The following is a 25,371-nucleotide window of genomic DNA, read 5'->3' on the forward strand; positions in this document are numbered from 1 at the left end:
TTGACAATGCACGCCCTGTTCACATACGAGCGAGTCTTCAGACTTCGCCTCGCACCTCAAGCCTCTGAATTAAAATGGATTTCCTTGGAAGTTCCTGGGAAAACCTCAGAGTCTGATAACTTATTTTTGACACGTTTTCTATATCTGTATGGCACCATATTTTTCGGGATCAAACCCCATTGGCCACAGTGTCTTTGCATCATAAGTTGCGTCTACCCACTGAGCCTGCTCAGCATTCTCAACCCTCATATCAGCACCAACTATTTTCGCCCTATGAAAACACGAGAATCGTGCGTTGGCGTTAAAGCATGTCGCCCCCGTCAAATCGGCTCCCGTGAAGTCAGCTCCAACCAAAATTGCGTTATTCAGTTTCGCACCAAGCATTTTCGCCCCCATGAAGTATGCATTCATAAGCGAAGCGTCTTGCATTTTTGCACCAGAAATTTCAGCCCCAACAAATCCGGCGTTTCTCAATATCGCACCCGAAAAATCAGCATCTCGCAAGTTCATTTCATCGAAAATTATCCGATGAAAGTTTGCATTACGAAAATTCGCCCCAATCAAACTATTCAGATTAACCGTAAACAATTCGCCTGTTTGATATCTAAGAGTAATCAATGATTCCCCCAATCCGTCAGATCGATTGATATATTAGAGATAGAACTTCGCTTACTCTGCAACGATCCCGGCGACGCCCACTGAATCACTTCAACGTTGCGCCCTAATATTCGTGCTGCAATGTACCGATGATTTCCGTCGACGATCAAATCCCCATCCATCCTGATCGGCGGCGGCATCTCCCCTGCTAGCAGACGATCTACATAGCGCTGGATGGCGGGCAGGGAAACGGCTCCCTGCACTCCAAAGGCCGGGTCACCTCGTAAAGCCACCTCGACAATCTCCGGAGTTACTTCTGCGCCTGAGGAAACATATGGCCGCCCAGTTCGCTGCCCGTCTCCATGTTGGAATATTACTGTTGCCTCAGCAGTGCTGGGAATGGGAGTAATAGTAGTTGTCCCCCCCGCCGGCCCCTTGTTCTCCTGTCCCGGCACCCCTCCAATCTCAGGCACATCCCCCGACTTACCAGGCAACTGCGTGTCCGGCACCGTTCCACCACCACCCGGCGGCACACCTACCGGCGGCACCGGGTCTCCGGGTTTCCCTGGAATACTCTGGGGTTCGCCGCCTGTTGCAATGTACTGAACAACCGCCAGCAACAGCGCTTGGTCCTCCGACAAGCCAGGCGTCTTGCCCATCAAGTCTGCGGTCATCGCTGTGATCGCTGCGAATGCGATTGGCCCGATCACCTTCTCTTCGCATGCCGGTGACCGGAAGCAAGCCCCTAGCGCCGCCATACCACCGCGCTTCAGCAGGGTCGCTACCGCGTTGTTCTCCGTTTCCAGTCTGCCGCTGTTAACCACCTCACTCGCATCCGCTCCCAGCCCAACAGCGACGCCTGCCAACAGCGAGGACACCAGATTGCTACGAGCCTCCTTGTCTTCCGGTGACAAGGCCGAACCAGACTTGCCGCTGGCGGCATCCAACAAGGCGTTCACCACTGAGGCAGCTCCCGCGCCTAGCGCGGAAGCCCCGCAACCATCACCGCGTGCCGAGCCTCCAGCACATCCCACCAGCGTGTGCAGCGCAGCGCGTGCAGCTTGTGCTTCCGCACTGTCGCCCAACGCATCCGAGTAAAGCTTGACCTGTTGCGCAGTCAACCCCTGGAGGTAGTTGACTGCGCTGGCTTTTGCCACTTCAGAAACACCGCCGGTAACATTGCCTGTCACACCGCCCAGAATCGCGGTGGCGATCAGACGGTACTGGCCGCCGGGCTCCCACTTTGCCGCATCGCCCAGATCATCAGCTAGCTGGGCAATACGTGCAGAGTCCCCTCCACCGGGCTTCTTCAGTTCAGCGGTCAACTCATCAGAGAGCGCCTTGGTTTCCTCCGCCCGATTCGCCAAGAACTGCCCCACCTGGCGTCCAGTCTCTCCCACGATCTCGAAGCCCGCCCGCACTTCCTTCTCGTCAAAGATCGGATTCAAGCTGTTCAGCGTGTCCTTGGTGTCGCGATTCAGGCTAGCGATTGCCTCCGCTGCCGTCTGGCCCGTCTGCGCCTTCTGGCCCGTTTCGTCGCGTATGACGATCTTTCCGCCGCTGATGCCGCTAAGCGTCGTGGAGCTGGATTCGCCATTGGCGCCCATCGGTACAGGCGGGACCGTGCTGACGCCGTTGATGGCAGGCAGGTTCGAATTCGGCGTCGCCTTGGAGCCGCCCGCGGCTTCGCCCTTGCCATCCGTGCCGACGTTGTTCTTGTCCTTGCCGTCCTCCTTACCGCCGCCAAAGCTCACGCCTCCGCCCAATTGCAGGGACTGGCCTTCATAGCGGGCGCGGTTCTCGATGTCGCGGCTGGTCAGCGTGCCGGTGATCAAGACGTTCCTGGCGTCGGCTACAGCCTTGTCACTGCTGGCGATCACGCCGCCGATCAAGCTGGTGTTCTTGGCAACGTCCAGTTGGAAGCCGCCATCACCCGCCCATAGCCCGGTCTGTTCGGTGACGCTGGCGTACTTGCTGTCGATGTTGGTCTTGCCATAGTTGCCGCTTACCGAGCTGGCGCCATAGCAGATGGGCGGAATGCACAGGCTGACCTGCACGCCTACGCTGCGGTCGCGAGCAGTGAAGCTATTGATGTCCTGCAGGCTCTCGACGAGCAGATTGCCGCCCACGGTTGCCAGGATACGATCGCCGCTTGCCTGCGCGCCGCGCAGCACGGTGTCGCCGCCGGAGTTCATGGTCAGCGTGTTCCCGGCCTGGACGTGGGTGTTGTTCCAGGTAGAGGCTTGTCCATCGGACTTGCTCTTGCTGCCGCCCGCCCCGAGGTTGATGCTGAAGCCTTGCTGGCTTCCGCCCAGGGAGAAGCCCACGCCTATGCTGGCGTTGCTGCTCTTGCCGTCGGTTTTCTGGCTGGACGTGTTCTGCTGCGCAATAAGCAGCAGATCGCCTTGCGCGTCCAGCAGCACGTTGCGTCCAGCCGCGAGGTCAGAGCCGGCCACGATAATGTCGGATTGCTCGCCTTTGCCTGCCGCAATGATCATCAGGTCACGGCCGGCTGCAATGGCTGCGCCGCTGGCGGTGCTACTTTGTCCGGTGCTTGTCTGACTGGCGCTGCTGGCGCCCAGGTCCACGTTGATGCTGATGCCGCCTGCCCTGGCGGGATCCTTGGCCACGGCGTCATATGCGTTTTTCGCCGCGAGACCCGCCGCGACGCCGGCGATGGCCTGCAAGCGCCCATTGTTGCTTTCCTGGGCCGCCTCGCGCATGCGGTTGGTGCTCTGCACCGCGCTGACAACCGGATTGCTGGCGCTGACAGTCACGCCGATCTGGCTGGTCTCCTGGAATCGGCGATAGACGCTGGTGTCGTAGCTGCCGTCAATCGTGACAGTCTGCCCGCCCAACAACATGTCGCGGCCCGCGCGAATGTCGCTACCACGTATCAACAAGTCATCTTGGGCGATGATGGAGACGTCGCCCTGCCGACTCGTGATCGTGCTGCCTGCGGCGCTGGGCGTGCTGCTGCGTTCATCCAGACTGCCGCTGCTGCTGCGCACGCCCACCGTGAAGCCGCTGCCTTCGCGCCCCAGGTCCCCCACTGATTTGTTGCTGTAGCTGCTGCTGTGTTCGCGCGTGGCGCTCCCGGTATCAATGACGACCGATCCCTGCCGTGCAGTGAGGCCAACGTTGTTGATCGCGTCGATGGCGGAGCCGGCAATGCGGATATCGCCTTCACGGCTGTTCAAGCTGACGCTATTGCCGGTGATGAGCGAGGACGTCTGCCATGTGCCCGATGTCAATTCCTTGGAACGGGCGGATTCACTTCCGTAGGGGAACATCTTGACCCCGCCGGAGTTCGGTCCCCCATCGACGGCGCGCCCAATATCACCCAGGCTCATGCTTCCGAACGAGAAGCTGGTGCTCTTGCTGGATTCTTTGTTGTTCTGCGTCTGGCGATTGTCCGAACCGACGACCGCAATGTTGCGTTGGGCGTCCAGCACCACGCCCTCTTGGGCGCGCAATGTAGAGCCGGAGATGACGACATCGCCATCCAGCGCTCGTCCGGAGCCATCCCGCTCGCCGTTCCCCGTGGCGCGAATGCGGATGTCGCCTGCCGCGCTTAGCGAAGAACCGCTACTGACTTGGCTGTATGAGTCGAACGAACCGCTGCTCTTGCTGCTGCTGAAGGAGAATGCGACGCCCGGATTGGTGGCGCCGCTGTGCGCGATTTCCTGGACCTTGCCCTTCGTGGAGCCCGCTGCAGCCAGATTCTTGAAGGTGTCGATCACCGTCCCGACCACCGCCACGCCAAAGCTGCTTTGCTTGAGCGAATACTCGCTGTGCGTGTTTTCAACGTCGCGGCCCGCGATGATCGCGACGTTCTCTCCCTGGATGTCGATGTTTCCAGTCTCGCCGGCCAGGTCTTTTTCCGCCTTGCCCGCAACTAGGTCGCTGCCGGCAACTAATACATCCCGTCCAGCGGTCAGGATGACGTTGCCGCCCGTGGTTCCCAACAGGCTTCTCGCGTCGCTCTGTGTAGCGCCATCGACCGTCTGTTTGGATTGCGCGTCGCTGGTCTTGTAGGAAATTCCCAAGCCGCCTACAGAGAAGCCACTTTTCTTGATCCGTTCGTAGTGGCTTTCCGCGTGGGTATTGGTTCCAGCGGCGACCACGATGTCGCGGCCTGCATCGATCGTCAAATCCTTGTTTGTAAGAACCTGCGAGGCCGAGAGAGAGAAATCCCTCCCCGCCTGGAAAATGGCCTCATCACCGCTGAACGTCGATGCCTGCGCTTGCGTGGACGACTGCGAGTCGATCCTGTGCGTACTCTTGCTGGAGAGGAAACTGCGCGTCTTGAATGAGACTTCGTCGCGCGCGTAGGTCGATGCCTCTCCTGCACTGATGTTGATATCGCGGCCCGCCACGACGGCCAAGGTCTGTTCCGAGTTGACTTCGGCCGCACGCGCATTGACGTCCTGCCCCGCGACCAGCGCGAGATTTCCGCCCGCGGCGATGCTCGAGCCGACTTCCGAACTTGTGCTCAGATCGTGGCGATTTTTCTTGTTCAGAACCAGCGTTTCGCCATGGCTCTCCGTAAGCGTTTCCAGCGCGATATCGCGCCCGGCCTGCAGGCGTGCATCGTCCTTGACCGAGACTTGCGCCGCAGTCAGGGTGATATCGCGTCCGGCCTGCATGTTGAGGTTGTCGGCATCGACGCGGGCCACGCCGCTGACGTGCGTGCCCCAGGTGCTGCCGAAGTTCTCGGAGGCCGAGGTGGACGTCAGGGCGATGTCTCGTCCCGCCTTCAGGGCGACGTTGTCGCCCTTGATCAGCGACACCAGGTTGGTCAGGTCCTCGCGCGCGGCGAGGTCGACGGTGGCGCCCTGGATCAGGCCGCCGCCCTGGTTGACGATGTTGCCGGCGGTCATGACGGTGGCTTCGCGCGCGCCGATGGTGCCGCTGTTGACGATGTCGCCTTCGGCCTCCAGCTTGACGTTGCGGCCGGCCATGAGCGTGCCGTCGCCCTTCAGGTCGCCTTCGCGCACCAGCAGGTAGACCTGCGGGACCAGCACGGTCTCGGTGGTGCCGTCGGGCAGCGTGACAGTCTGTTCGACCAGCCAGACCAGGTCGGTGGTCAGTTGGCGCTGCTGCGCCTCGGTCAGCGCGACGCCGAGCTGGACGCCGTTGTCACGGGCGAATTGGGCGCCGGCGGCAAGCAGGGCCTTGTACTGGCTGTCGTTGTCGCTGTACTTGTCGAGGAAGCGTTGGCCAGTGGTGGCCAGGATCTGGTCGGACACGAGCTTCTGTTCATAGAAACCGTCGCCCAGGCGCTTGGGCTGGCCCGAGGGCGTCAGGAACTTGGCGCCCGCGGGCACCAGGGAATCCCAGCTGCCCAGGCGCGCGCCAGACAGGTTCTGGCCGTCGGCCGCGGCGGTGGCGCCGCTGGCGGACAGAGAACCGCCCGTGCCGAGCGTGGCGCCGGCGGGTCCCGATGCGCCCTGCGCGTCCAGGCGCTGGCCGTCCAGGCCGCTGCTGGCGCCGACGGTGGCGCCGGCTTGGCCCGCATGCGAGACCGAACCCGCGCCGACGCCCGCGTTGACGGGTCCGGAGCCGCCTTGGCCGTCCATACGCTGCCCTTCAAGGCCGCTGCTGGCGCCCACGGACGTGCCGCCTTGCCCCGGGGTCGAGACCGAGCCTGCGCCCACGCCGGCATTGACCGTGCCGGCCGTGCCGGGCTGGTCGTTGCGTTGGCCTGCCAGGCCGCCGCCCGAGCCGGCGCCGTTGCCGATGGTGGTGCCGGGCAGCGCGCCCGGCTGGCTCAGCAGGTCCAGCAGGTAGTCGCTGGAGACGGTCGGACGCTGGCCGACGAAGCGCGGATCGGTCGCGACGACGTAGGGCGCATCCGGCCTGCCGTTGACGGTGTAAAGCTGGCTGTCCGGAATGCCGGCAGGATTGGAGACGGTGCGCACCACCGTGCCGCCGGGCAGGCCGACGCTGGCGACAAGCACCGGCCCGGGCGCGGCGCCGCCATTGCTGGCGCCGGGCTTGGAGCCGTTGAGCTGGACAGCGACGTTGCCGCCGGACGTGCCGACTGGCAGTTCGATGGGCTGGCCGGCCAGGGTGGCGTTGTAAGCGCTGGAATACTCCTTGCGGTCGCGCGAACGCGCCTGGGTTTCCGTCATGGTCCCGGTCCGCGTGATGGTGCGCACGCCGCCCGCGCCGATGTTGTTGATGGCAGGGCCCGCCACTGTGAGCGCGCCGCCCGCGGCGATCTGGCTCTTATCGTTGGTGACGTCGCCGGTGAGCGTCATGGACCCGCCCGACAGGATTTTGCCGGGATCGGAGGACAGGGTGCGGGTCTCGGTGACGGTCTCCTGCACCCGGTAGTACACGAACGTGCCGACCAGGCGACTATTGAAGTCGGCGTTGAATTCCCGGATGCGCGCATCCAGCACCATGTGCGGCGCCTTGTACGCAGCATAGGCTTCTTCGTAGGCCTGGCGACGCGCTTTCTCGGCGTCGCAGGTGGCGCGGTTGTAGCAGGCCCGCTCAGGCTCCGTCCAGACCGGCATGGGGCCGGACGGCGGCGTCACGCCGAAGACGGACCAGATGCGCTCCTGGGCGCCGTACCGGAATTTTTCCGGAACGTCCGAGCAGGTCGCACCCGCATCGCCGCCGGGACCGTCACACACCATGGTGACCGGCGTATAGGTAGGCGTGATGGGCGAAGTCGTGCCGCCCTTGCCCTTCAGGCTGGGCGCGTAATCAAACGGCGGCCCATAACGCGACGCCGGATACTTGGTGGACGGCAGCAGGAACATGCGTTCCGGATCGTCGTCCAGCCAGGCCGGATCCTTGCTGCACATCGGCGTCACTTCGTCGCACAGCCAATTGGTCTCGGCGTCGTACATGTCGGTGGTGCCGGCCGGGGTGAAGTACACCTTGGACGTGCTGGACACCTGCACCGTTTCGTTGGTGTAGCGGTCGTTCTGGTTGCGGATGGACGCGGCCGAGATGTTGGCATTGCCGGCCGCTTCAATGGTCGCGGAGGCGTTCAGGAGCGAGCCGGCCTGGCCGATGGCACGGCCGGCGGCATCCAGCGCGCCGCCGATGCGCAGGTCGGCGCCCGCGTAGATCAGCGCGTGGTCGCGGTTGATGAGCGATCCCACGCCCAGGTCCATGTTCCCGCGCGACGCAATGACGGCGCCGCCGCCTGCGCCCGCGCCGTTGACCAGCGTGCCAGCCTGGATCGACACGGCATCGCCGTAGATGCGGCCGGTGTTGTCGACGCGGCCTGCGGTAATGCGGGTGGAACCGCCGTCGATGAGGCCGGCGTTGGTCAGGCCCTGCGTCACCGTGATGCGGTTCTGGCCTCCGGCCAGCAATTGGCCGGAGGCCTGGTTATTCAGCGAGTCCGCCGAGATGCTCAGGTCGCGGCCGGCGCTGATCTTGGCGCGGTTGTCCATCGCGCCGCCGACCGACAGATTGAGATCGCGGCCGCTGGAGATGTCGCCCTGCTGGTTCAGCGGGCCGGCATAGGCGAACGACAGGTCGCCCGCGGATTGCAGCACGCCCAGCCCTTGCAGCGCCTGCGCGATGACGGTCAGGCTCTTGCCCGCCTGCAGCGTGCCTTGGGTGTTCCTAAGCGTGTCCGCGACGATGCGCGCGTTGCCTTGGGAAGCGACGGCGCCGCCCGTGTTGTCCAGTTCTTTGGTGTTAAGGGTCAGGTCCTCGATTGCCTCGATGGAACCTCCCTGGTTGTTCACGCGGTCGGCCACGATGGAGACGACCTTGCCCAGTACGCCCTTGGGCGGCGAGCCGGCCGCGGTCACCGTGCCGCTGTTGTCCAGGCTGTCGGCCTTCAGGGTCAGCACGTTGTCGGCCTGGATCAGGCCGCCGCGGTTGTCCACCGCGCCCGTGGCGGTGATGGTCAGGTCGCGCGCGGCCAGCGTGCCGTCGCGGTTGACGATGTTTGCGGCTTCGATGCTTGCATTGCCTGCGGCTGCGATCACCCCGCCGGTGTTGTTCAGGCCGCCGCCCAGCTTGATCGCGGCATCGCCGGTCGACGTCAGTTTGCCGCCCTGGTTGTAGAGATTGGCGGCGCTGATGTCCAGGGCGCCGCCCTGCACGACCGCGTTGCGGCTGTCGACGTCGCCCGCCGTCGTCAGCGTGACCTTGCCGACGGCAGACAGTTTGCCGCCCGCCAGGTTCAGGCTGCCGGCCGACAGACTCAGATCGCGGCCGGCGAGGCTGGTGCCGCCATGAACGATGGAGCCTGCCGTCAGCGTGATGCTGCCCGGCTGGCTGAGCGCGCCGTCGGCGCCCACGCCGGCCACGAAGCGGCCGGCATTCGAAAGTTGTCCCAAGGCGGTGGCGATGAGATCGCCGCTGGCCAGCGCCGAGCCGGTGTTGTCCAGCGAGGATCCGGCCCACAGCTTGGCGTTCGTGCCTGCGGACGCGATGCCCGCGTTGAGCAGCGCGCCGCCCGCGCTCAGGTCCAGCGCCGCGCCGGACTGCAAGCGGCCGTCCGCCGTGATGGTGAGTTTGCCGCCGGCGCTGGCGACCAGGTTGCCAGTCTGCGTGGCGGCGATGCCGCCCAGCGTCGCGTCCGTGCCGGCCCGCAAGGTCATGCCTTGTTCCGCCGCAGCCGAGCCGAGCGCGGTCAACGCGCCGTTTGCCTGCGCGGTCAGCGCGCCCCCTGCCTGCAAGCGCGACGCCGCGCCTAATGCGATATCGCCGCGCTGCGCGGTGAGCGACAGGTCGCCTTGCAAGGCGGCGACCGTGCCGTCGACCGTGATCTTGTCGCCCGCGGTCAAGGCCTGCGAGCCACCGGCCAGCATGCGCCCGGCCGCCTGCAACGCGCCTTGCGCGGTGGCGGTCAACGTACGGCCGGCCTGCGCCAACCCGGCCGTGCCGACGGTCACGTCGCGGCCCGTCAGCGTCAGATTGGCATCGGTGGCGGCAGTGCCGTCCACTCGCGCGTCGCGCGCGGCGGCCAGCAGCATGTCGCCCACCGAACTCAGGGCGCCCGTTGCGTACAGGTCGCGATCCGCGCGGGCAGTCAGCGTGCCTGCGGCTTGCAGTTGGCCGTTCTGTTTGACGATGAGATCGCGTCCCGCGGTGATCGAGGCATTGCCCGCCGTGCGTTCGCCCAGGGCGGCAGCAAGGCCGCCCAACAGGACGTCTCCAGTTGCGGCGAGCGTCAGGCCGCCGCCCGCGGCAATGACCCCGTCTGATCCCAGGTTGCCGCCCGCGCGCGCGCTCAGGCCGTCGAAGGCCTGCATCCTGCCGCCCGCGCCGACGAGCAGGTTCGCGCCTGCGTCAGCGGTCAGGCCGCCTTCCAGCGCGGTGGCGATGCCGTCGATGCGGATGTCGCGCTGCGCGCCCAGGACGATGGGGGAACCGGCGGTCGCCGTGCCCGTGATGAAGAGGTCGCGGCCCGCCTGCGCCTGCAAGACGCCGCCCGCGGCGCCCGCGCCCGTGGCGGTGCCCGCCGTGCCTGCGATGCGCAGGTCCTGGCCCGCGCCCAGCAGCAGCTTGCTGCTGCCCTGGGCCAGGCCGGCCTGGCCGATGCTCAGGTTCCCGGCCGCGTCCGCGCGCAGCGTGCCGTTGGCGACGGTCTTGCCGTTCAGTTCGGCGTCCGTGCCGGCCTTCAGCGTGATGTCCTGCTCGCCCGAAATCGTGCCGTTTGCCAGCAGCTTGCCGCCGGCCTGTGCTTGCAGCAGTCCGCCTGCTTGCAGCGCGCTTGAGGCGCCCAGCGTCATGGCGCCGCCGCTGTCCACCTTGAGCGCGCCCGCATCGGCCAGGACCGTGCCGTCCACCGCCAGATCCTTGTCGATCCGCAGCGTCGCCGCTTGCCCGGCCACCAGCGTGCCCGCCAAGGCGGCGCTGTCGGCTTGCACATCGACCGAGCCATCGGCCTGCAGGCGCGCGTTCGCGCCGGTGGCCAGCGCGCCGCCGGCCTGTAGCGCCAGATTGCCGGCCGCCAGGTTCTGGCCGTCGAGGCTGATGTTGCCAACCGACTCCAGGATCAGATCGGCCAGCGAGGAAATCGTACCTGCCGCCGTCAGCGAACCGCCCGCCCGCGCTTGCAGCGCGCCGCCGGACAGCGCCCGGCTGCCGGCCGTCAAGACCAGGTCTTCACCCGCTTTCAGATTCAGGGCGCCGTTGGCGGATGCCGCCGTGCCGGACATATCCAGTCGCCCCCCGGCGTCCAGGCTTGCCCCCTTGTCGCCACGCACGACGCCGGCCATCTCCAGATTGCCCGCAGCCGCGATCCGCGCCTGGTCCGCGGCGTCCAGTTGCGCCGCCGCGCCGATGCGCAGATTGCCCCCTGCGCCGAAATCCAGCGCGCCGTCGGCGCCCAGCTTGCCGTCCACGCGCGCATCGCGCACCGCCTGGAGTTCCGCGTCCGCGGTGGACACCAGAACGCCGCCCAGCGCCAGGTCGCGCCCGGCGTCAGCCTGCACGCCCTTGCCTTGCAGCTGGCTACCCGCGCCCAGCAGCAGGTCATTGCCGCTCTTGAGCTGCAGCGCCCCGCCATAGGCGAGCGCATTGCCGTCCACGCGCAGGTCGCGCGACGCGTCCAGCGACATGCCGCCTTCGGCCAGCGCCGTGCCGGCGAGGTTCAGATCCTGCCCGGCCGCAAGCGTCATCGATGCGTCGGATTGCAGGTGCGAGCCGCCCGCCGCCGTCAGCGTCTGGCCTGCCTTCAGGTCCAGGCCGCGTGCCGCGTAGACCTGTCCCGCCACTGCCGCGTTGCGCGCGGCCTGTAGCGTCAGGGCGTCCAGCGAACTGAGCGCGCCCGCCACCCGGAGATCGCCCAGCGTCGTGACGTTGACCGCGCCCTTGGCCGCGACCCGCGCCAGCTCGCCCATCGACAGGTCGCCGCCGGCGTTCAAGCTCAGGCCGCCGGCGCTGGCGGCAAGCGTGCCGTCCACGGACAGCTTGCCCGCGGCATCGATGTTCATGTCGCCGTTGCCGCGCCAGGCGCCGGCCACCGTCATGTCCTGGCCGGCCTGGGCGCGCGAAGCGCCTTCGGCGTCCCATTGCGCCGTGTTGCCCATGGCAAGGTCACGCACTGCAATCAGCGACGTGTTGCCGGTGGCTGCAGCCTTGCTATCGATGCGCGCATCGCGTCCCGCGTTCAAGAGGATGTCGCCACGCGCGGCCATCACGCCGCCCGCCAGCAGATCGCCCATGGCGCGCGCCTCCACGCCCACGCCCTGCGTGCGGCTGGCGTCGCCCAAGCGGAGGTCCTTGCCCGCGTTCATGGCCAGTTGGCCGCCGTAGGCCAGCGCCGCCCCGTCCACCTGTACGTCGCGCCCGGCATCCAGCGTCAGGCCCTTGTTGGTTTCCGCCTCTCCGGCGAGCACCAGATCCTGGCCCGCGCGCAAGGTCATGGCGCCTTCCGATTGCAGGCGCGCATCCGCGCCGGCCTGCAACTGACCTATCGCCTCCAGCAGCAGCGGGCCGCCGGCCAGCAGCTTGCCCGTGACCGTTGCATCGGTTCCTGCTTGCGCCGTCAAACCGGCCAGCGAAGACACCGTGCCCGCCACGTTCAGCGCGCCCTTCGCGACCATGGACAAGGGACCGCCGGATTGGGCGCTGCCGCCCACCGTCATGTCGCCGTCCGAGGCCAGGGTCAATGCGCCCGAGGCCGCGCCGGCCGTGCCACTGACATCCAGCGCGCCTCCCGCGCGCAACTCCGTACCCTGGTTGCTGAGCAGGCTACCCGACAGCGCCACGTCTCCGCCAGCTTGCAGGCTGGCCGCGCCCGTGGTTTGCAGGTCGCCCGTGACCCTCGCCGTGTCCTGTGCGCGCAGCGTCAGGTCGCCGTCGGCGCCGAGCTTGGCGCCGAACACCGCATCGCGGCCCGCCGTCAGGGCGACCGATCCGGCGGCCACCATTTCGCCGGCCGTGACGAGGTCGCGCGCCGCCTGGACCGTGACGCCCTTGCCCTGCGTCTTGCTGGCTGCGCCCAGCAGCAGGTCGCTGCCGGCAGTCATGGACAATTCGCCGCCGTAGGCCAGCGCGCCGCCGTCCACGCGCAGCTCGCGCGCCGCGTCGATCGCGATGCCGCCATCGCTCAGGGCAGCGCCCGCGAGGCTGGCGTCCTGGCCCGCGCTCAGCGTCATGTTCTTGGACGATTGCAGTTGCGCGGCCTGTCCCGTGCGCAGGTCCTTGCCTGCCCGCAGCGACAAGGCGTCGCCGGACAGCAGCTTGCCGTCCACCGTTGCGCCGGCCACCGATACGAAAGTCAACGCGCCCTGGCCGGCCAATTCACCGGCGACCGACAACGCGCCGCCGCTCTCACCACGCAGTGCGCGGCCCGCCAGCGCCTTACCGGCGCTTCCCACCGTCAGATCGCCGCCCGCGCGCAGATCGATTGCGCCGGATGCCGCGGAAGTTACGCCGTCCAGGCGCAGGGCACCGGCTGCCTCGATGCGGTTGCCCAAGTTGCTGCGCACAGCACCCGCCAGCATCGCATCCTGCCCCGCCTTGAGTTGCGCCTTGCCTTCCGCGTCCAGTTGCGCGGCTTGGGCGATGGCCAGATTGCGCCCGCCATCCAGCTTCAGGTCGCCTGCGGACACGGTCTTGCCGCCGAGGCTGGCATCGCGGCCCGCGACCAGTGCGATATCGCCGCGCGAAGCCATGGTTCCCTCTGCCAGCAGATCGCCGCCGGCGCGCGCGGCTACGCCCTCGCCCTGCGTGCGGCTGGCGTCGCCCAAGCGCAGATCATTGCCAGCGTCCATCGACAGTTGGCCGCCGTAGGCCAATGCCGCACCATCCACGCGCATCTCGCGCGCGGCGTCCAACGTCAGACTCTTGTTGGCTTCCGCCTCGCCTGCCAGGACCAGATCCTGGCCCGCGCGCAACTGCATGGCGTCTTCCGATTGCAAGCGCGCATCCGCGCCTGCCACCAACCGGCCCAGCGTTTCCAGCAGCAGCGGACCGCCGGCCAGCAGCTTGCCATTGACCGTCGCGTCGCCGGCGGCCTGAGCCGTCAAACCGGACAGCGAGGACACCGTGCCCGCCACGTTCAGCGCGCCCTTCGCGACCATGGACAAGGGACCGCCGGATTGGGCGCTGCCGCCCACCGTCATGTCGCCGTCCGAGGCCAGGGTCAATGCGCCCTGCGCTGCACCCGCCGCGCCGCTGACGCCCAGCGCGCCCCCAGCACGCAGTTCCGTGCCCTGGTTGCTGAGCACGCCGCCCGACAACGTCATGTCGCCGCCGGCTTGCAGGCTGGCCACGCCGGTCGCTTCCAGCTGGCCCGTGACTTGCGCCGTGTCTTGCGCACGCAGTGTTATGCCGCCGTCGGCGCTGAGCCTGGAACCGATGACCGCGTCCCGGCCCGCGGTGAGCGTCACGGAACCCGGCGCCACCATCTCGCCGCCAGCGCCCAAGTCGCGCCCCGCCAGAGCGGTGATGCCTTTGCCCTGGGTCTTGCTGATATCGCCCAGCCACAGATCGCGACCGGCGCTCATCGACAGGCCGCCGCCGTAGGCCAGCGCGCTGCCGTCCACGCGCAGCTCCCGTGTTGCGTTGATCGCGATGCCGCCATCGCTCAAGGCAGCGCCCGCAAGACTGGCGTCCTGGCCCGCGCTCAGCGTCATGTTCTTGGACGATTGCAGTTGCGCCGCCTGGCTCGTGCGCAGATCCGTGCCCGCGCGCAGCGACAGGGCGTCGCCGGACAGCAGCTTGCCGTCCACCGTAGCGCCGCCCACCGATACGAAAGTCAACGCGCCCTGGCCGGCCAGTTCGCCGTCCACGCGCAACGCGCCGCCGCTTGCGCCGCTGAGCGCGCCGCCCGCGTATGCCTTGCCCTGCGCGCCCACGGACAGATCGCCGCCCGCGAGCAAATCGATGGCGCCCGCGACCGAGGAGGTTTCTCCGTCCAGCCGCAGCTTGCCAGCGGCGTCGATGCGTATGCCCTGATTGGTGCGCACAGCGCCAGCCAGCGTGGCGTCCTGCCCAGCCTGGATTTGCGCCGAGCGTTCCGCCTCCAGCTGCGCGCCCTGCGCAATGGCCAGGTTGCGTCCTCCCGCCAGCGTCGCATCGTTGGTGGCGACCGTCTTGCCGCCGAGCTGCGCATCGCGCCCCGCGGTCAACGCGATATCGCCGCGCGCGGCCATCGCGCCGTCCGACTGCAGGTCACCGCCCGCGCGCGCCGACACGCCCTCGCCCTGCGTGCGGCTGGCATTGGTCAAACGCAGATCCTGGCCCGCATCCATCGACAGGACGCCGCCATAAGCCAGCGCCGCGCCGTCCACGCGCAGGTCGCGGCCCGCGCCCAGTGTCAGGCCGGCATTGGTTTCCGCCACGCCGGCCAGAAGCATGCTCTGGCCAGCACGCAGCTGCATGGCGCCGTCCGATTGCAGACGCGAGTCCGCGCCCGCCGCCATCTGGCCTATCGCTTCCAGCAGCAGCGGACCGCCAGCCAGCAGCTTGCCGTCGACCGCGGCATCGCGCGCGGCCTGGGCCGTCAATCCGGCCAGCGAGGAGACCGTACCCGCCACGTTCAGCGCGCCCTGCGTGCTCAACCTGACCGGGCCGCCTGCCTGCGCGCTGCCGCTGACCGACAGGTCGCCGCCGGAAGCCAGCGTCAGTTCACCCGCTGCCGCGCCCACCGCGCCGCTGATGGCGAGCGGGCCCGCCGCGCGCATGTCCACGCCCTGATTGCCGCTCAGGCTACCCGCAAGCGAAATGCCTGCTCCGGACTGCAGCCGCGCGCGGCCCAGCGCTTCCACCTGTCCGGTGACGGCCGTGGCGCCTTGCGCGTTCAGGTCCAGATCGCCGCGCGCCAACACCCGGGCGTCCACCGCGGCTTCGCGTCCGGCCTTCAGTTCAGCTGCCGTCTCCGACACCAGTTCGCCATCGGCTCGCAGATCGCGCGCCGCATCGATTCCCACACGCTTGCCCTGCGCCTTGCTGGCCGCGCCCATGCGCAGATCGCCGCCGCTCTTCAGATCCAGCGCACCTCCATAAGCCAGCGCGCTGCCGTCCAGACGCAGGTCGCGCGTGGATTCGACCAGCATCGCGCCATCGGTCAGGGCCGCGCCGGCCAGCGTGACGCCTGAACCCGCGCGTATGGTCATGCCTCCTGCCGACTGCAGCTGCGCGCCGGCCTCCGACACCGCGTCCGCGCCCGCCTGCGCCTGCAACACGCCGGACGCATAAACCTGGCGCGACAACAGCATGTCGCGTCCCGCCTGCAGCGTGACGCCTTCCTTCGCGGAAACCACGCCACCCGCCGTGGAAACGCCGCCGCTCGGCTCGCCCGGCGCGGACGGGTCGGGAGTCTTGCCGGGCTCGCCGCCGGTGGCCGATCCAGATCCAGTTCCCGATCCGGCGCCGGAGCCCGAACCATTGTCGGTTCCTGCCCCCCCGCCGGTCCCGCCACCCGTGTTCCCGCCTTGCCCCGGCTGCGGCGCGACCGCCTGGCCCGCCACCTTCAGATTGCGTCCGGCTTGCGCACGCAAGTCCTGATCCGAAGTCAGCAAGCCTCCCGACAAGGAGAGATCCTTGCCCGCCGCCATGCGCAAGGCGCCTTGCGTGCGCAGGCTGCCCTGCGCGCCGACAGCCACATCGCCGCCAGCATCGAGCGTCAAGGCGCCGCCCGCGCCGGCCGCGCCCTGCACGGAAACGTCGCGCGTAGCCGCAAGCGCGGCAGTCCCGCCGGCCTGTGCCGCGCCTTGGACAGACAGATCGCCGCCGCTGTCCACGCGCAGATTGCCCGCCGCCTGCGCGGTGCCGCGCGGCGCAATCCGGACGTCGCCCGCCGCCGTGACCTGCAGGTCGCCGGTCAGCGCCACCAGGTTGCCGCCGATGTTCACGCCCACGCCGGCCTCGGTGCCGATCAGGCGCACGCTGTTGGCATACATGCCGCCCAGCGCCGCGGTATCCAGCGCCACCTCGGGCGCCGCGCCTTCGCCCGCCTGGGCCGCAACGGCGCCCGATGCGTAATCGACGCGCGCCGCGCCCGCGGTCACGTTGAGCTTGTCGGCCCACACGTCCGCGTTGATCTCCAGCGTGCGCGCCAGCAGGTCCACCTGGCTGAGGTTGGCGCCGTTCAGGCCCGCGCCTTCCACGCGGATCTTGCCTGACGCGATGTCGAAGCCTATGCTGCCGTCCGGTCCGACCTGGGGCTTGCCCGTGGTCAAGGTGGCGCGGTCCGCATTCAGAAAGCCGCAGCCGTTGCAGGTAATGCCCGCCGGGTTGGCGACGATCACGTTGGCGCGGTTGCCGGCCACCTCCATCGTGCCCAGCAGTTGCGACGGGTTGGGCGCGGTGACCTGGTTGAGAATGGTGCTGGCGCGCTGATTGCCCAGCATGGGGTTGCCGCCGACCTGCCCCGCCAGTTGGGTCTGGCTGGCGCCGCCGCTGTTGTTGAGCACCGCGCCGGACGGGCCGACGTTGAACTGCGTGTAGCGGTTGTTGGACACGCCGCCCGCCGACGGCGGCGCGATGTTGATGACCGGCACGCCGTTGCTGACGCCGACGGAGGGCTTCGCTCCCGCCACGCTCTTGTCCACCGAAATCGGCAAGGTCTGCGCCAATACTGGCGACCAGACCTGGGTGAAGACGACGGACCAGACTATCAGGGAGCGAAGCTTGGACATCATGCGTATCCGGTTGGACTAAGGATGGACTGCGGTTTCGCGGCGCAAGGCCGCCGGATCAGAACTCGAACATCAGCACCGCCGCGAACATGGTCGAAGCGGTTTTCAGGGACTCGGGCTTTTTCAGCGGCCAGCCGGCAGACAGGTCATAGCTGGCATTGACATAGGGCATGGCGAGCCGTCCACGCAGCCCGGCCACGGCGCCGACCAGCGTGCGGCCGGATAGCGACGCCGCCGACGGACCGCCCACCCGGCCCACGTCCAGGCCCGTGTACAACTGGTGGCCGGGCACGCGCAGCAGCTTGTCCAGGCCCAGCGACAAGTCGTTGCGCAAGGTCCAGCCGTCCTCGGCGGCCAGCGTCATCTGCCCGTCGAAACCCCGCACCGCATAGCGGTTGCCGATGGTGAAGTAGTCGGACGGCACGATGGGCGTCTTGGCGTGCTGGATCTGCCAATTCAGCTGGTAGGCCAAGGGCTGCTCCGCCAGTTCGAACGGCAGATACAGGCCCGCATTGGCCGAAAGTATGGTGCTGCGGCCGTTCCAATCCGGATCGCCATAGACGTAGCCCGGCTGGTCGGACAGCCCGGTCAGCGTGCCGCGCACGCCGCCGCCGACGTCCAGCGCTGCGCGGCCCAGATAGTGGCGATGCCCCAGGTTGAACTCGTAGCCGGTGACGTCGCGCCGCTGCACCTCGATGTCCACGTCGTTGAGCGTGCTGGTGGTGCGCTTGCGCAGCAGGGTCAGCGATGCCGTGCCCTTGTAGGTGGCGCTGCGATACGGCACCACCGAGACGCCTGCCTGCACCTGCTTGGTCGTGCCGCCGTAGATGATGGGTTCATCGAAGCCGGCCACGGTCTGGCGGTAGGTAGATTTGCTGGCGCCGGCAAAGAAGGTCCAGTAGCCGAAGGGAATGCTGTAGTTCAGCGAGGCGGCGCGCGTGTTCGACTCGGCGTCACGCCAGCGCGCATTGCTGTTCCACGACACCGACAGCTGGTCGTACAGGAACAGGGGCGAGTCCAGGGTCAGGCCGGCGTTGACCTGGTACTTGCCGATGGCGTCCATGCCGGCGTTGTCGCCGCCGATGTATCCATGCCAGCGCTTGCCGGTGCCGGGACGGATGAGGATGTCGGAATCGCCCAGCTCCGGCCCGGGCGCGACGTCGATGGACGCATCGGCCTGGCTGCCCAGCCTGCGAATGTTTTCCAGCGCCTGGTCCAGGTCGCGCTGGTTCACTTCGCCGCCCGGCCCCGTGGGCAAGGCCGTGCGCCACCAGCCGATGGCACCCTCGCCTTTGACGGCGGATATGCGGCCCGGCAGGTAGCGCAGCGTCAGCGTGCCCGCGGCCAGGGATTGTTCCGGCACGACCACCCGCGCCGTGACGAGTCCGCGATCGATCAGCAGGCCGATCAGATGTTCCTGCAAGGCCCGCAACCCCAGGCCGCCCACGCAATGGCCAACGACGGCATCGGCTGCGCGCGCCAGCGATTCAGCGGGCTGCGCTCCGTCCCAGACGACTTCCTTCAGGGCGAAGCAAGGCGTTTCGACCGGCAGGACCAGGCCGCCGGCGGTGGGCGCGGCGGGCGACAGCACGTCCGGCCGTTCGGCCGCTCGGGCGCGCTGCGCTCCAAGTTCCTGTTCTTGGCGACGTTCGATTTCGGTGGCGCGCACCGCTGCTTCGGGCAGCGGCTGCGCACCGGATCCAGCCGGGAAAAAGCCAGCCGCCAACATGCCCGCGGCCATGCGCAGGCGCCAATAGTGATTCATGCCGGTATGGCGCCTGCGGACGTGCGCGGCGCTCCTTGTTATCTCTGTGTGAAACTAAATGTTTTTCGAGTTTGCCTTAAAACACAATTAATAACAATAGATATCCGAATGTATAAATTCAAAAATTAGCGTACTTAGTTGAACTTAGCGGATAAAGAACAGGCAATTGGTGCACAAAGACCATAGTTCCGCATCTCGGAACTATCATCTCTACAGCAAGGACGATTTGATGTGAAACAAACCGCAAGTGACTCGGAGCAAGCGAGCCTGCGGAATCTTTTACGTGGAGAGGTGCAGCGAATAAATAGGGCGAGTCTGAAAACCGGCGGTAGAGCCTGGGACCAGCTGGTTGCACGCGGGTTATCCCCGATACGGACATATCAACAAATCGTCAATAATTCGCCAACGTTTTATCGCCGATCCGTCCCCTTCCCCTCCCAGCCCATGCCTGTATCCGTCCGGGACGCCATTGTTTCCTCCTCCCATCTGGCCTCTTCAGCCCCCGAGCTTTCCGAAGTCGAATTCGGCCTGATCATCGCCTCGCACGCGTTCAACCGCTGGATGGTGCGCTGCATGGCCTGTGCGGGACTGCCAGAGCTGACCTCGCTGGACATCCTGGTGCTCAACCACGTGTTCCACCGCGGCCGGGGCAAGAAGCTGGCGGACATCTGCTTCACGCTCAACGTCGAGGACACCCATCTGGTGAACTACTCGTTGAAGAAACTCGAGCGCCTGGGCGTGGTGCAAAGCGCCAAGACGGGCAAGGAAGTGATCTACACGGCGACCGACGCCGGCGCGGCCGCCATCCAGCGCTACGCCGAAGTGCGCGAGCAATGCCTCGTCAAACCCTTCATCGACTCCCCCGCGGCGGACGACGCCAGCCATCAACTGGCCAACACTCTGCGCGCCCTCTCGGGCCTGTACGACCAGGCCGCCCGCGCCGCCACCTCCCTGTGAGAATCCAAGTTGTCTAGCACCACCGCATCTACTTCCGCCCCGCTGCTGTCCGTGCGCGGCGTGTCGGTCGACTTCAATACCGAAAACGGCGTGTTCCGCGCCGTCGACAACCTGGATTTCGAGGTGCGCCCCGGCAGGACGCTGGCCATCGTCGGCGAATCGGGCTCGGGCAAGTCGGTCACGTCCATGGCCATCATGCGCCTGACGGACTACACCAACGGGCGCATCGCCACGGGACAGATCCTGTTCCGCGACAGCGCCGACCGCGAGATCGACCTGACCGCGGCTTCCGACGAAGACATGCGCGCCATCCGCGGCAACGACATCGCGATGATCTTCCAGGAGCCGATGACTTCGCTGAACCCGGTGTTCACCGTCGGCGACCAGATCGTCGAGGCCATCATGCTGCACCAGCAGCTGTCGCGCTCGGCCGCGCGCCAGGCGGCGCGCAAACTGCTGGAGAAGGTGCGCCTGCCGGACGCCGAACAGATGCTGGACCGCTACCCGCACCAGCTGTCGGGCGGCATGCGCCAGCGCGTGATGATCGCGATGGCGCTGTCGTGCCAGCCGCGCCTGCTGATCGCCGACGAGCCGACCACGGCCCTGGACGTCACCATCCAGGCGCAGATCCTGAACACCGTCCGCGAACTGCAGCGCGACCTGGGCACCGCAGTGATCTTCATCACCCATGACATGGGCGTGGTCGCGGAAATGGCCGACGACGTGGTGGTGATGCTGCGCGGCAAGAAGGTCGAGCAAGGCACCGTGGACGAGATCTTCAACACGCCCAAGCATCCCTACACCCGCGCGTTGCTGGCGGCGGTGCCGCGCCTGGGCAGCCTGACGGGCCGCGACCTGCCGCTGCGCACGCCGCAGACCGTGCTGGAAGGCGACACGCTGCGCGAAGTGGGCGAGACGCGCGAGCAGGACACCGCGCGCTACGACGAGCCCGTGTTGCGCGTGGAAAAACTGACCACCCGCTTCGACGTGGGCCACAACTTCTTCGGCCGGGTCACGCACCGCGTGCACGCCGTCGAGGAAGTGAGCTTCGACGTCTACCCTGGCGAAACGCTGGCGCTGGTGGGCGAGTCCGGCAGCGGCAAGTCCACCATCGGCAAGACCTTGCAGCAGCTGGTGGCACCGACCTCGGGCGCCGTGCGCTACAACGGCCAGGACATTTTCTCGATGGACAGCGCCGGCCGCCAACGCCTGCGCCAGGAGATCCAGTACATCTTCCAGGATCCCTACGCCTCGCTGGATCCGCGCAAGACGGTGGCGTTCAGCATCGCGGAACCGATCCGCACGCACGGCCTGTTGACCAGCGAAGACGCCATTGCCCGCCGCATCGGCGAACTACTGGAGCAGGTCGGCCTGAAGCCCGAACACGCCAAGCGCTACCCACATGAATTTTCGGGCGGGCAGCGCCAGCGCGTTTGCATTGCGCGCGCACTGGCCAGCAATCCCAAACTGATCATTGCGGACGAATCCGTGTCGGCGCTGGACGTGTCGATCCAGGCGCAGATCCTGAACCTGCTGATGGACCTGCAAAAGGACCGCGGCCTGTCCTATCTGTTCATCACGCACGACATGGCGGTGGTGGAGAAAGTCAGCCATCGCGTCGCGGTCCTGTACCTGGGCCAGATCGTCGAACTCGGCACCCGCCGCCAGATTTTCGAATCGCCGCAACACGCGTACACGAAGAAGCTGCTGGCCGCCGTGCCGGTGGCCGAGCCCGGCCGCCACATCGACACCTCGCTGATCGAAGGCGAGATTCCCAGCCCGGTACGGCGCGTCGGCGACGAACCCGCCATCATTCCCCTGGTTGAATTCGCGCCCGGCCACCAGGTGGCCCGCGCGGCTTGAGCCGCATATCCTTTTTCACGTCGGTCCGTCCGGCTTCCCGTTCCTGGAGTTGAACATGCTCTCCCTACGCAAAACCTACACCGCCACCGCCCTGGCTCTGGCGCTGGGCGGCGCGCTGCCCGCAGTCTTCACGACCGCTCACGCCGCCGGCACGCTCAATGTCGCCATCAACCAGGACCCGGGCAGCTGGGACCCGATCGACACCTTCGTGACCTTCTGGGGTTCGGTGGGCAGCAACCTGTATGACGGCCTGACCATGCGCGGCGCCGACCTGAAGCTGCAGCCGGGGCTGGCCACCAGCTGGGAATACCTGGACGACAACAAGCGCCTGCGCTTCAAGCTGCGCGAAGGCGTCAAGTTCCACAACGGCGAACCCTTCAACGCCGAAGCCGTGAAGTTCACCTTCGAGCGCCTCTTGGGCGCGGAAGGCGCCAAGGGTCCGCAGAAGTCCAACTACGACTCGATCGGCGAGATCAAGGTGGTGGACGAATACACCGTGGACTTCATCCTGAAGCAGCCCGATCCGGTCCTGCTGACCAAGCTGGCCGGCTATGGCGCCATGATCGTGCCGCCCAAGTACATCAAGGAAAAGGGCGAAGACAACTTCAACACCAACCCGGTCGGCACCGGCCCGTTCAAGTTCGAAAGCTACCAGCCCAAGGTCAACGTGACGCTGGCGCGCAATGACGACTACTGGGGCGGCAAGCCTAAGCTGGACAAGGTGGTCTACCGCTTCATCGGCGAGCCGGGCACGCAAGTCGCCGAGCTGCAGGCTGGCCGCATCGACGTCGCCACCCTGATCCCGCTGGGCCTGATCGAAACCGTGAAGAAGTCCGGCAACGCCGATGTCATCTCCACCGGCGGCCCGGTCGCTTTCGCGCTGCGCTACAACACCAAGAGCGGCATCACGCAGAACCGCGACGTGCGCCGCGCGCTGATCATGGCCGTGGACCGCGACGCCATCGTCAAGCAACTGCTGCTGGGCCAGGCCAAGACCATCGCCAGCTTCCAGGGTCCGCAGTCCTTCGGCTACAACCCCGAGCAGAAGCCCCTGCCCTTCAACCCCGCCGAAGCCAAGAAGCTGCTGGCCGCCGCCGGCGTGAAGCCTGGCGCCACCGTGCAGATCGACGTCCGCGGCAGCGATTCGAACTTCCGCGAAGTGGCCCAGGCCGTGTCGGGCTATCTGCAAGGCGTGGGCGTGCGCGCCACGATCAAGCCGTATGAAACCGGCGTGCTGCTCAACGACATCATCCCCGGCGGCAAGACCGGCGAAATGTGGCAGAACCAGTGGGGCGGCTGGACCTACGACTACGACAACACGGCCTACCTGATGTACCACACGGGCCAGAAGTGGAACCCGTACGACAACGACGCCAAGCTCAACGGCATGCTGGAAGCGCAGCGCACGGTCTATGACGTGAAGAAGCGCGAAGCCATGCTGCAGGAGATCGCCGGCTACGTGGCCGATCAGGCGCTGGAAATGCCGCTGTACAGCCTGAACACGATCGTCGGGGTGAACAAGCGCGTGAAGGATCTGGAGGTTCCGGGCGACATCCGCTTCCGGTTCCTGAACGCCTCTGTGGACTGACGCCCCCCCGAAGCGCTGCGCGCTTCCCCCCAGGGGGCATGCCTGCGGACCGGCAAAGCCGGCTCCGCGGCATCCCGCTTGGGGAGGACCGGTTGCTATTGGCGTGATGACGCTATGAACAACCGGCACTTTTTTGGAATGCTTTTGGCGCTGCCTTGAGGCATTAACCTTACCGACCCGTTCCGGCGCAAGCCGGGACGGCGATTTATGACCGGATTTCTCATCAAACGCGTGTTGCAGGCCGTCTTCGTGATTGTCGCGGTGACACTGCTCGTCTCCTATGCCGTGCGCCTGACCGGCGACCCTGCGCTGATGCTCAGCCAGGGCTCGGGCAGCGTCACCGAGCAGGACCTGGCCAATATCCGCCAGGCGCTGGGGCTGAACCGTCCCTTCTACGAGCAGTACCTGTCCTATATGCAGGGGCTGCTGCATGGCGATTTCGGCCGCAGCTTCATGGGTGGCACGTCGGTCGCCAAGCTGATCGGCGATGCGTTGCCCGCCACGCTGATGCTGGCGTTCACCTCGCTGCTGGCGTCGATCCTGATCTCGCTGCCGCTGGGCATCCAGGCCGCGATCAAGCGCGGCAAGACCACGGACCAGGCGATCCGCATCCTGTCGCTGGTGGGGCTGTCCTTTCCCAACTTCTGGCTGGCGCTGATGCTGGTGCTGCTGCTGTCGATCACCTTCCCGCTGTTGCCGCCGTCCGGCTGGAGCGGGCCGGCCAGCCTGGTGCTGCCGTCGCTGACGATGGCCATCATCCTCAGCGCCACCAATATCCGCCTGGTGCGCACCACCATGCTGGAAACGCTGTCGGCGCAATACATCATGGTGGCGCGCAGCAAGGGCCTGAAGGAACGCGTGGTGCTGTACAAGCACGCGCTGCGCAACTGTGCGATTCCGCTCATCACCTACCTGGGCCTGCAGTTCGGCGGCCTGATCGGCGGCATCGTGGTCATTGAAATGGTCTTCAACTGGCCCGGCCTGGGCACGCTGGCGTTCGACGCCATCTCCGGCCGCGACTACCCGGTGCTGCAGGGCACGGTCACCGTGCTGGCCTCCGTCATCGTCCTGGTCAACCTGATCGTCGACATCGCCTACGGCATCGTCGACCCCCGCATCCGCACGCGCTGAGCCTTATGCAGACTACTACCCCCACCGCCGCCGCTCCCAAGGCGGCCAAGCCCCGCAGCCGCTACCGCTCGCTGGAATTCGTGCTGGGCGCGCTGCTGACTGGCACCATGATCGTGCTGGTGCTGACCTCCGGCTGGCTGTTTCCCGACGGCGGCGAAGCCATGGACCTGGCCGCCCGCCTGATGGCTCCCTTTACCTCTGCGGCCCACCCCTTCGGCACCGACCCGCTGGGCCGCGACGTGCTGGCCCGCGTCATCGTCGGCGGCAAGATCTCGCTGACGGTGGGCTTCGCCTCGGTCGTCGGCGGCGCGCTGCTGGGCATCGTCATGGGCCTGATCGCCGGCTACTACCGCGGCTTCTGGGACATGATCGTCATGCGCTTTGCCGACGTGCAGCTGGCGCTGCCGTTCATCCTGGTGGCCATCACCTTCATCGCCATCCTGGGCGGCGGGCTGTTCAACGTCATCTTCTTCATGATCGTGTCGCAGTGGGTGCAATACGCGCGCCTGGTGCGCGCCCAGGTCCTGGCCCTGCGCGAGCGTGAGTTCGTGCTGGCCGCCCGCGCCTTCGGCGTGCGCGACCTGGCCATGATCCGCCACCACATCGTGCCCAATCTGCTGGGTCCGCTGGTCATCCTGATGACGCTGAACGTCGCCAACAACATCCTGCTGGAAAGCAGCCTGACCTTCCTGGGCCTGGGCGTGGACCCCATGATCCCGAGCTGGGGCGGTATGCTTGCCGACGGCCGCACGTATATGCAGACGGCCTGGTGGGTCAGCGTCTTCCCGGGCCTGGCCATCATGCTGACGGTGCTGGGCCTGAACCTGCTGGGCGACTGGCTGCGCGACCGCCTGGATCCGACCGGCAAGGTCTGAAGCCGCCCCGGTCCG

Annotated in this window: 8 protein-coding genes; 5 read left to right on the plus strand and 3 right to left on the minus strand. The window is 66.9% G+C overall.

What is annotated here, in order from left to right; translation table 11 throughout:
- Positions 1 to 138: 138 nt before the first annotated feature.
- Genes IB259_RS09620 through IB259_RS09630 form a run of 3 tightly spaced genes read right to left on the minus strand, consistent with a single transcriptional unit; the run spans position 139 to position 18,942 of the window.
- Complete coding sequence (locus tag IB259_RS09620; protein ID WP_166738406.1) at positions 139 to 618, minus strand: pentapeptide repeat-containing protein; 480 nt, start codon at positions 616 to 618, stop codon at positions 139 to 141.
- A complete protein-coding gene (locus tag IB259_RS09625; protein WP_192328648.1) occupies positions 615 to 17,177 on the minus strand; it encodes a hemagglutinin repeat-containing protein in 16,563 nt (5,520 codons plus the stop codon). The genes IB259_RS09620 and IB259_RS09625 overlap by 4 nt, the downstream gene beginning before the upstream one ends.
- A 58-nt stretch (positions 17,178 to 17,235) precedes the next feature.
- Positions 17,236 to 18,942, minus strand: coding sequence for a ShlB/FhaC/HecB family hemolysin secretion/activation protein (locus IB259_RS09630; protein WP_192328651.1), 1,707 nt, complete (start codon positions 18,940 to 18,942; stop codon positions 17,236 to 17,238).
- A gap of 444 nt (positions 18,943 to 19,386) precedes the next feature.
- On the opposite strand from IB259_RS09630, the gene IB259_RS09635 reads away from it, so the two are divergent.
- The 5 genes from IB259_RS09635 (at position 19,387) to IB259_RS09655 (ending at position 25,356) form a co-directional block, all read left to right on the plus strand.
- Entirely contained in the window at positions 19,387 to 19,899 is a 513-nt protein-coding gene (locus tag IB259_RS09635) for a winged helix DNA-binding protein (protein WP_035360603.1), read from the plus strand.
- A 9-nt stretch (positions 19,900 to 19,908) separates the two neighbouring features.
- Positions 19,909 to 21,762: a dipeptide ABC transporter ATP-binding protein gene (locus IB259_RS09640; RefSeq protein ID WP_225588763.1), complete on the plus strand. Its 1,854-nt coding sequence runs from the start codon at positions 19,909 to 19,911 to the stop codon at positions 21,760 to 21,762.
- Between the two features lie 55 nt (positions 21,763 to 21,817).
- Complete coding sequence (locus IB259_RS09645) at positions 21,818 to 23,350, plus strand: ABC transporter substrate-binding protein (protein ID WP_125472617.1); 1,533 nt, start codon at positions 21,818 to 21,820, stop codon at positions 23,348 to 23,350.
- Between the two features lie 207 nt (positions 23,351 to 23,557).
- The gene (locus IB259_RS09650) at positions 23,558 to 24,481 is read left to right on the plus strand and encodes an ABC transporter permease (RefSeq protein ID WP_054452620.1); all 924 of its coding nucleotides are present in this window, start codon (positions 23,558 to 23,560) and stop codon (positions 24,479 to 24,481) included.
- Positions 24,482 to 24,486: 5 nt separating this feature from the next.
- Positions 24,487 to 25,356: an ABC transporter permease gene (locus IB259_RS09655; protein WP_118934718.1), complete on the plus strand. Its 870-nt coding sequence runs from the start codon at positions 24,487 to 24,489 to the stop codon at positions 25,354 to 25,356.
- Positions 25,357 to 25,371: the final 15 nt, after the last annotated feature.

This window comes from Achromobacter sp. ACM04 (assembly GCF_014851465.1).
Taxonomy (GTDB): domain Bacteria; phylum Pseudomonadota; class Gammaproteobacteria; order Burkholderiales; family Burkholderiaceae_B; genus Achromobacter; species Achromobacter aegrifaciens.

What these genes read in the sequence shown, in the direction of transcription:
- IB259_RS09625 (WP_192328648.1), bottom strand. Translation starts at nt 17,177, where the DNA reads ATGTCCAAGCTTCGCTCCCTGATAGTCTGGTCCGTCGTCTTCACCCAG.
- IB259_RS09630 (WP_192328651.1), bottom strand. Translation starts at nt 18,942, where the DNA reads ATGAATCACTATTGGCGCCTGCGCATGGCCGCGGGCATGTTGGCGGCT.
- IB259_RS09635 (WP_035360603.1), top strand. Translation starts at nt 19,387, where the DNA reads ATGCCTGTATCCGTCCGGGACGCCATTGTTTCCTCCTCCCATCTGGCC.
- IB259_RS09645 (WP_125472617.1), top strand. Translation starts at nt 21,818, where the DNA reads ATGCTCTCCCTACGCAAAACCTACACCGCCACCGCCCTGGCTCTGGCG.
- IB259_RS09650 (WP_054452620.1), top strand. Translation starts at nt 23,558, where the DNA reads ATGACCGGATTTCTCATCAAACGCGTGTTGCAGGCCGTCTTCGTGATT.
- IB259_RS09655 (WP_118934718.1), top strand. Translation starts at nt 24,487, where the DNA reads ATGCAGACTACTACCCCCACCGCCGCCGCTCCCAAGGCGGCCAAGCCC.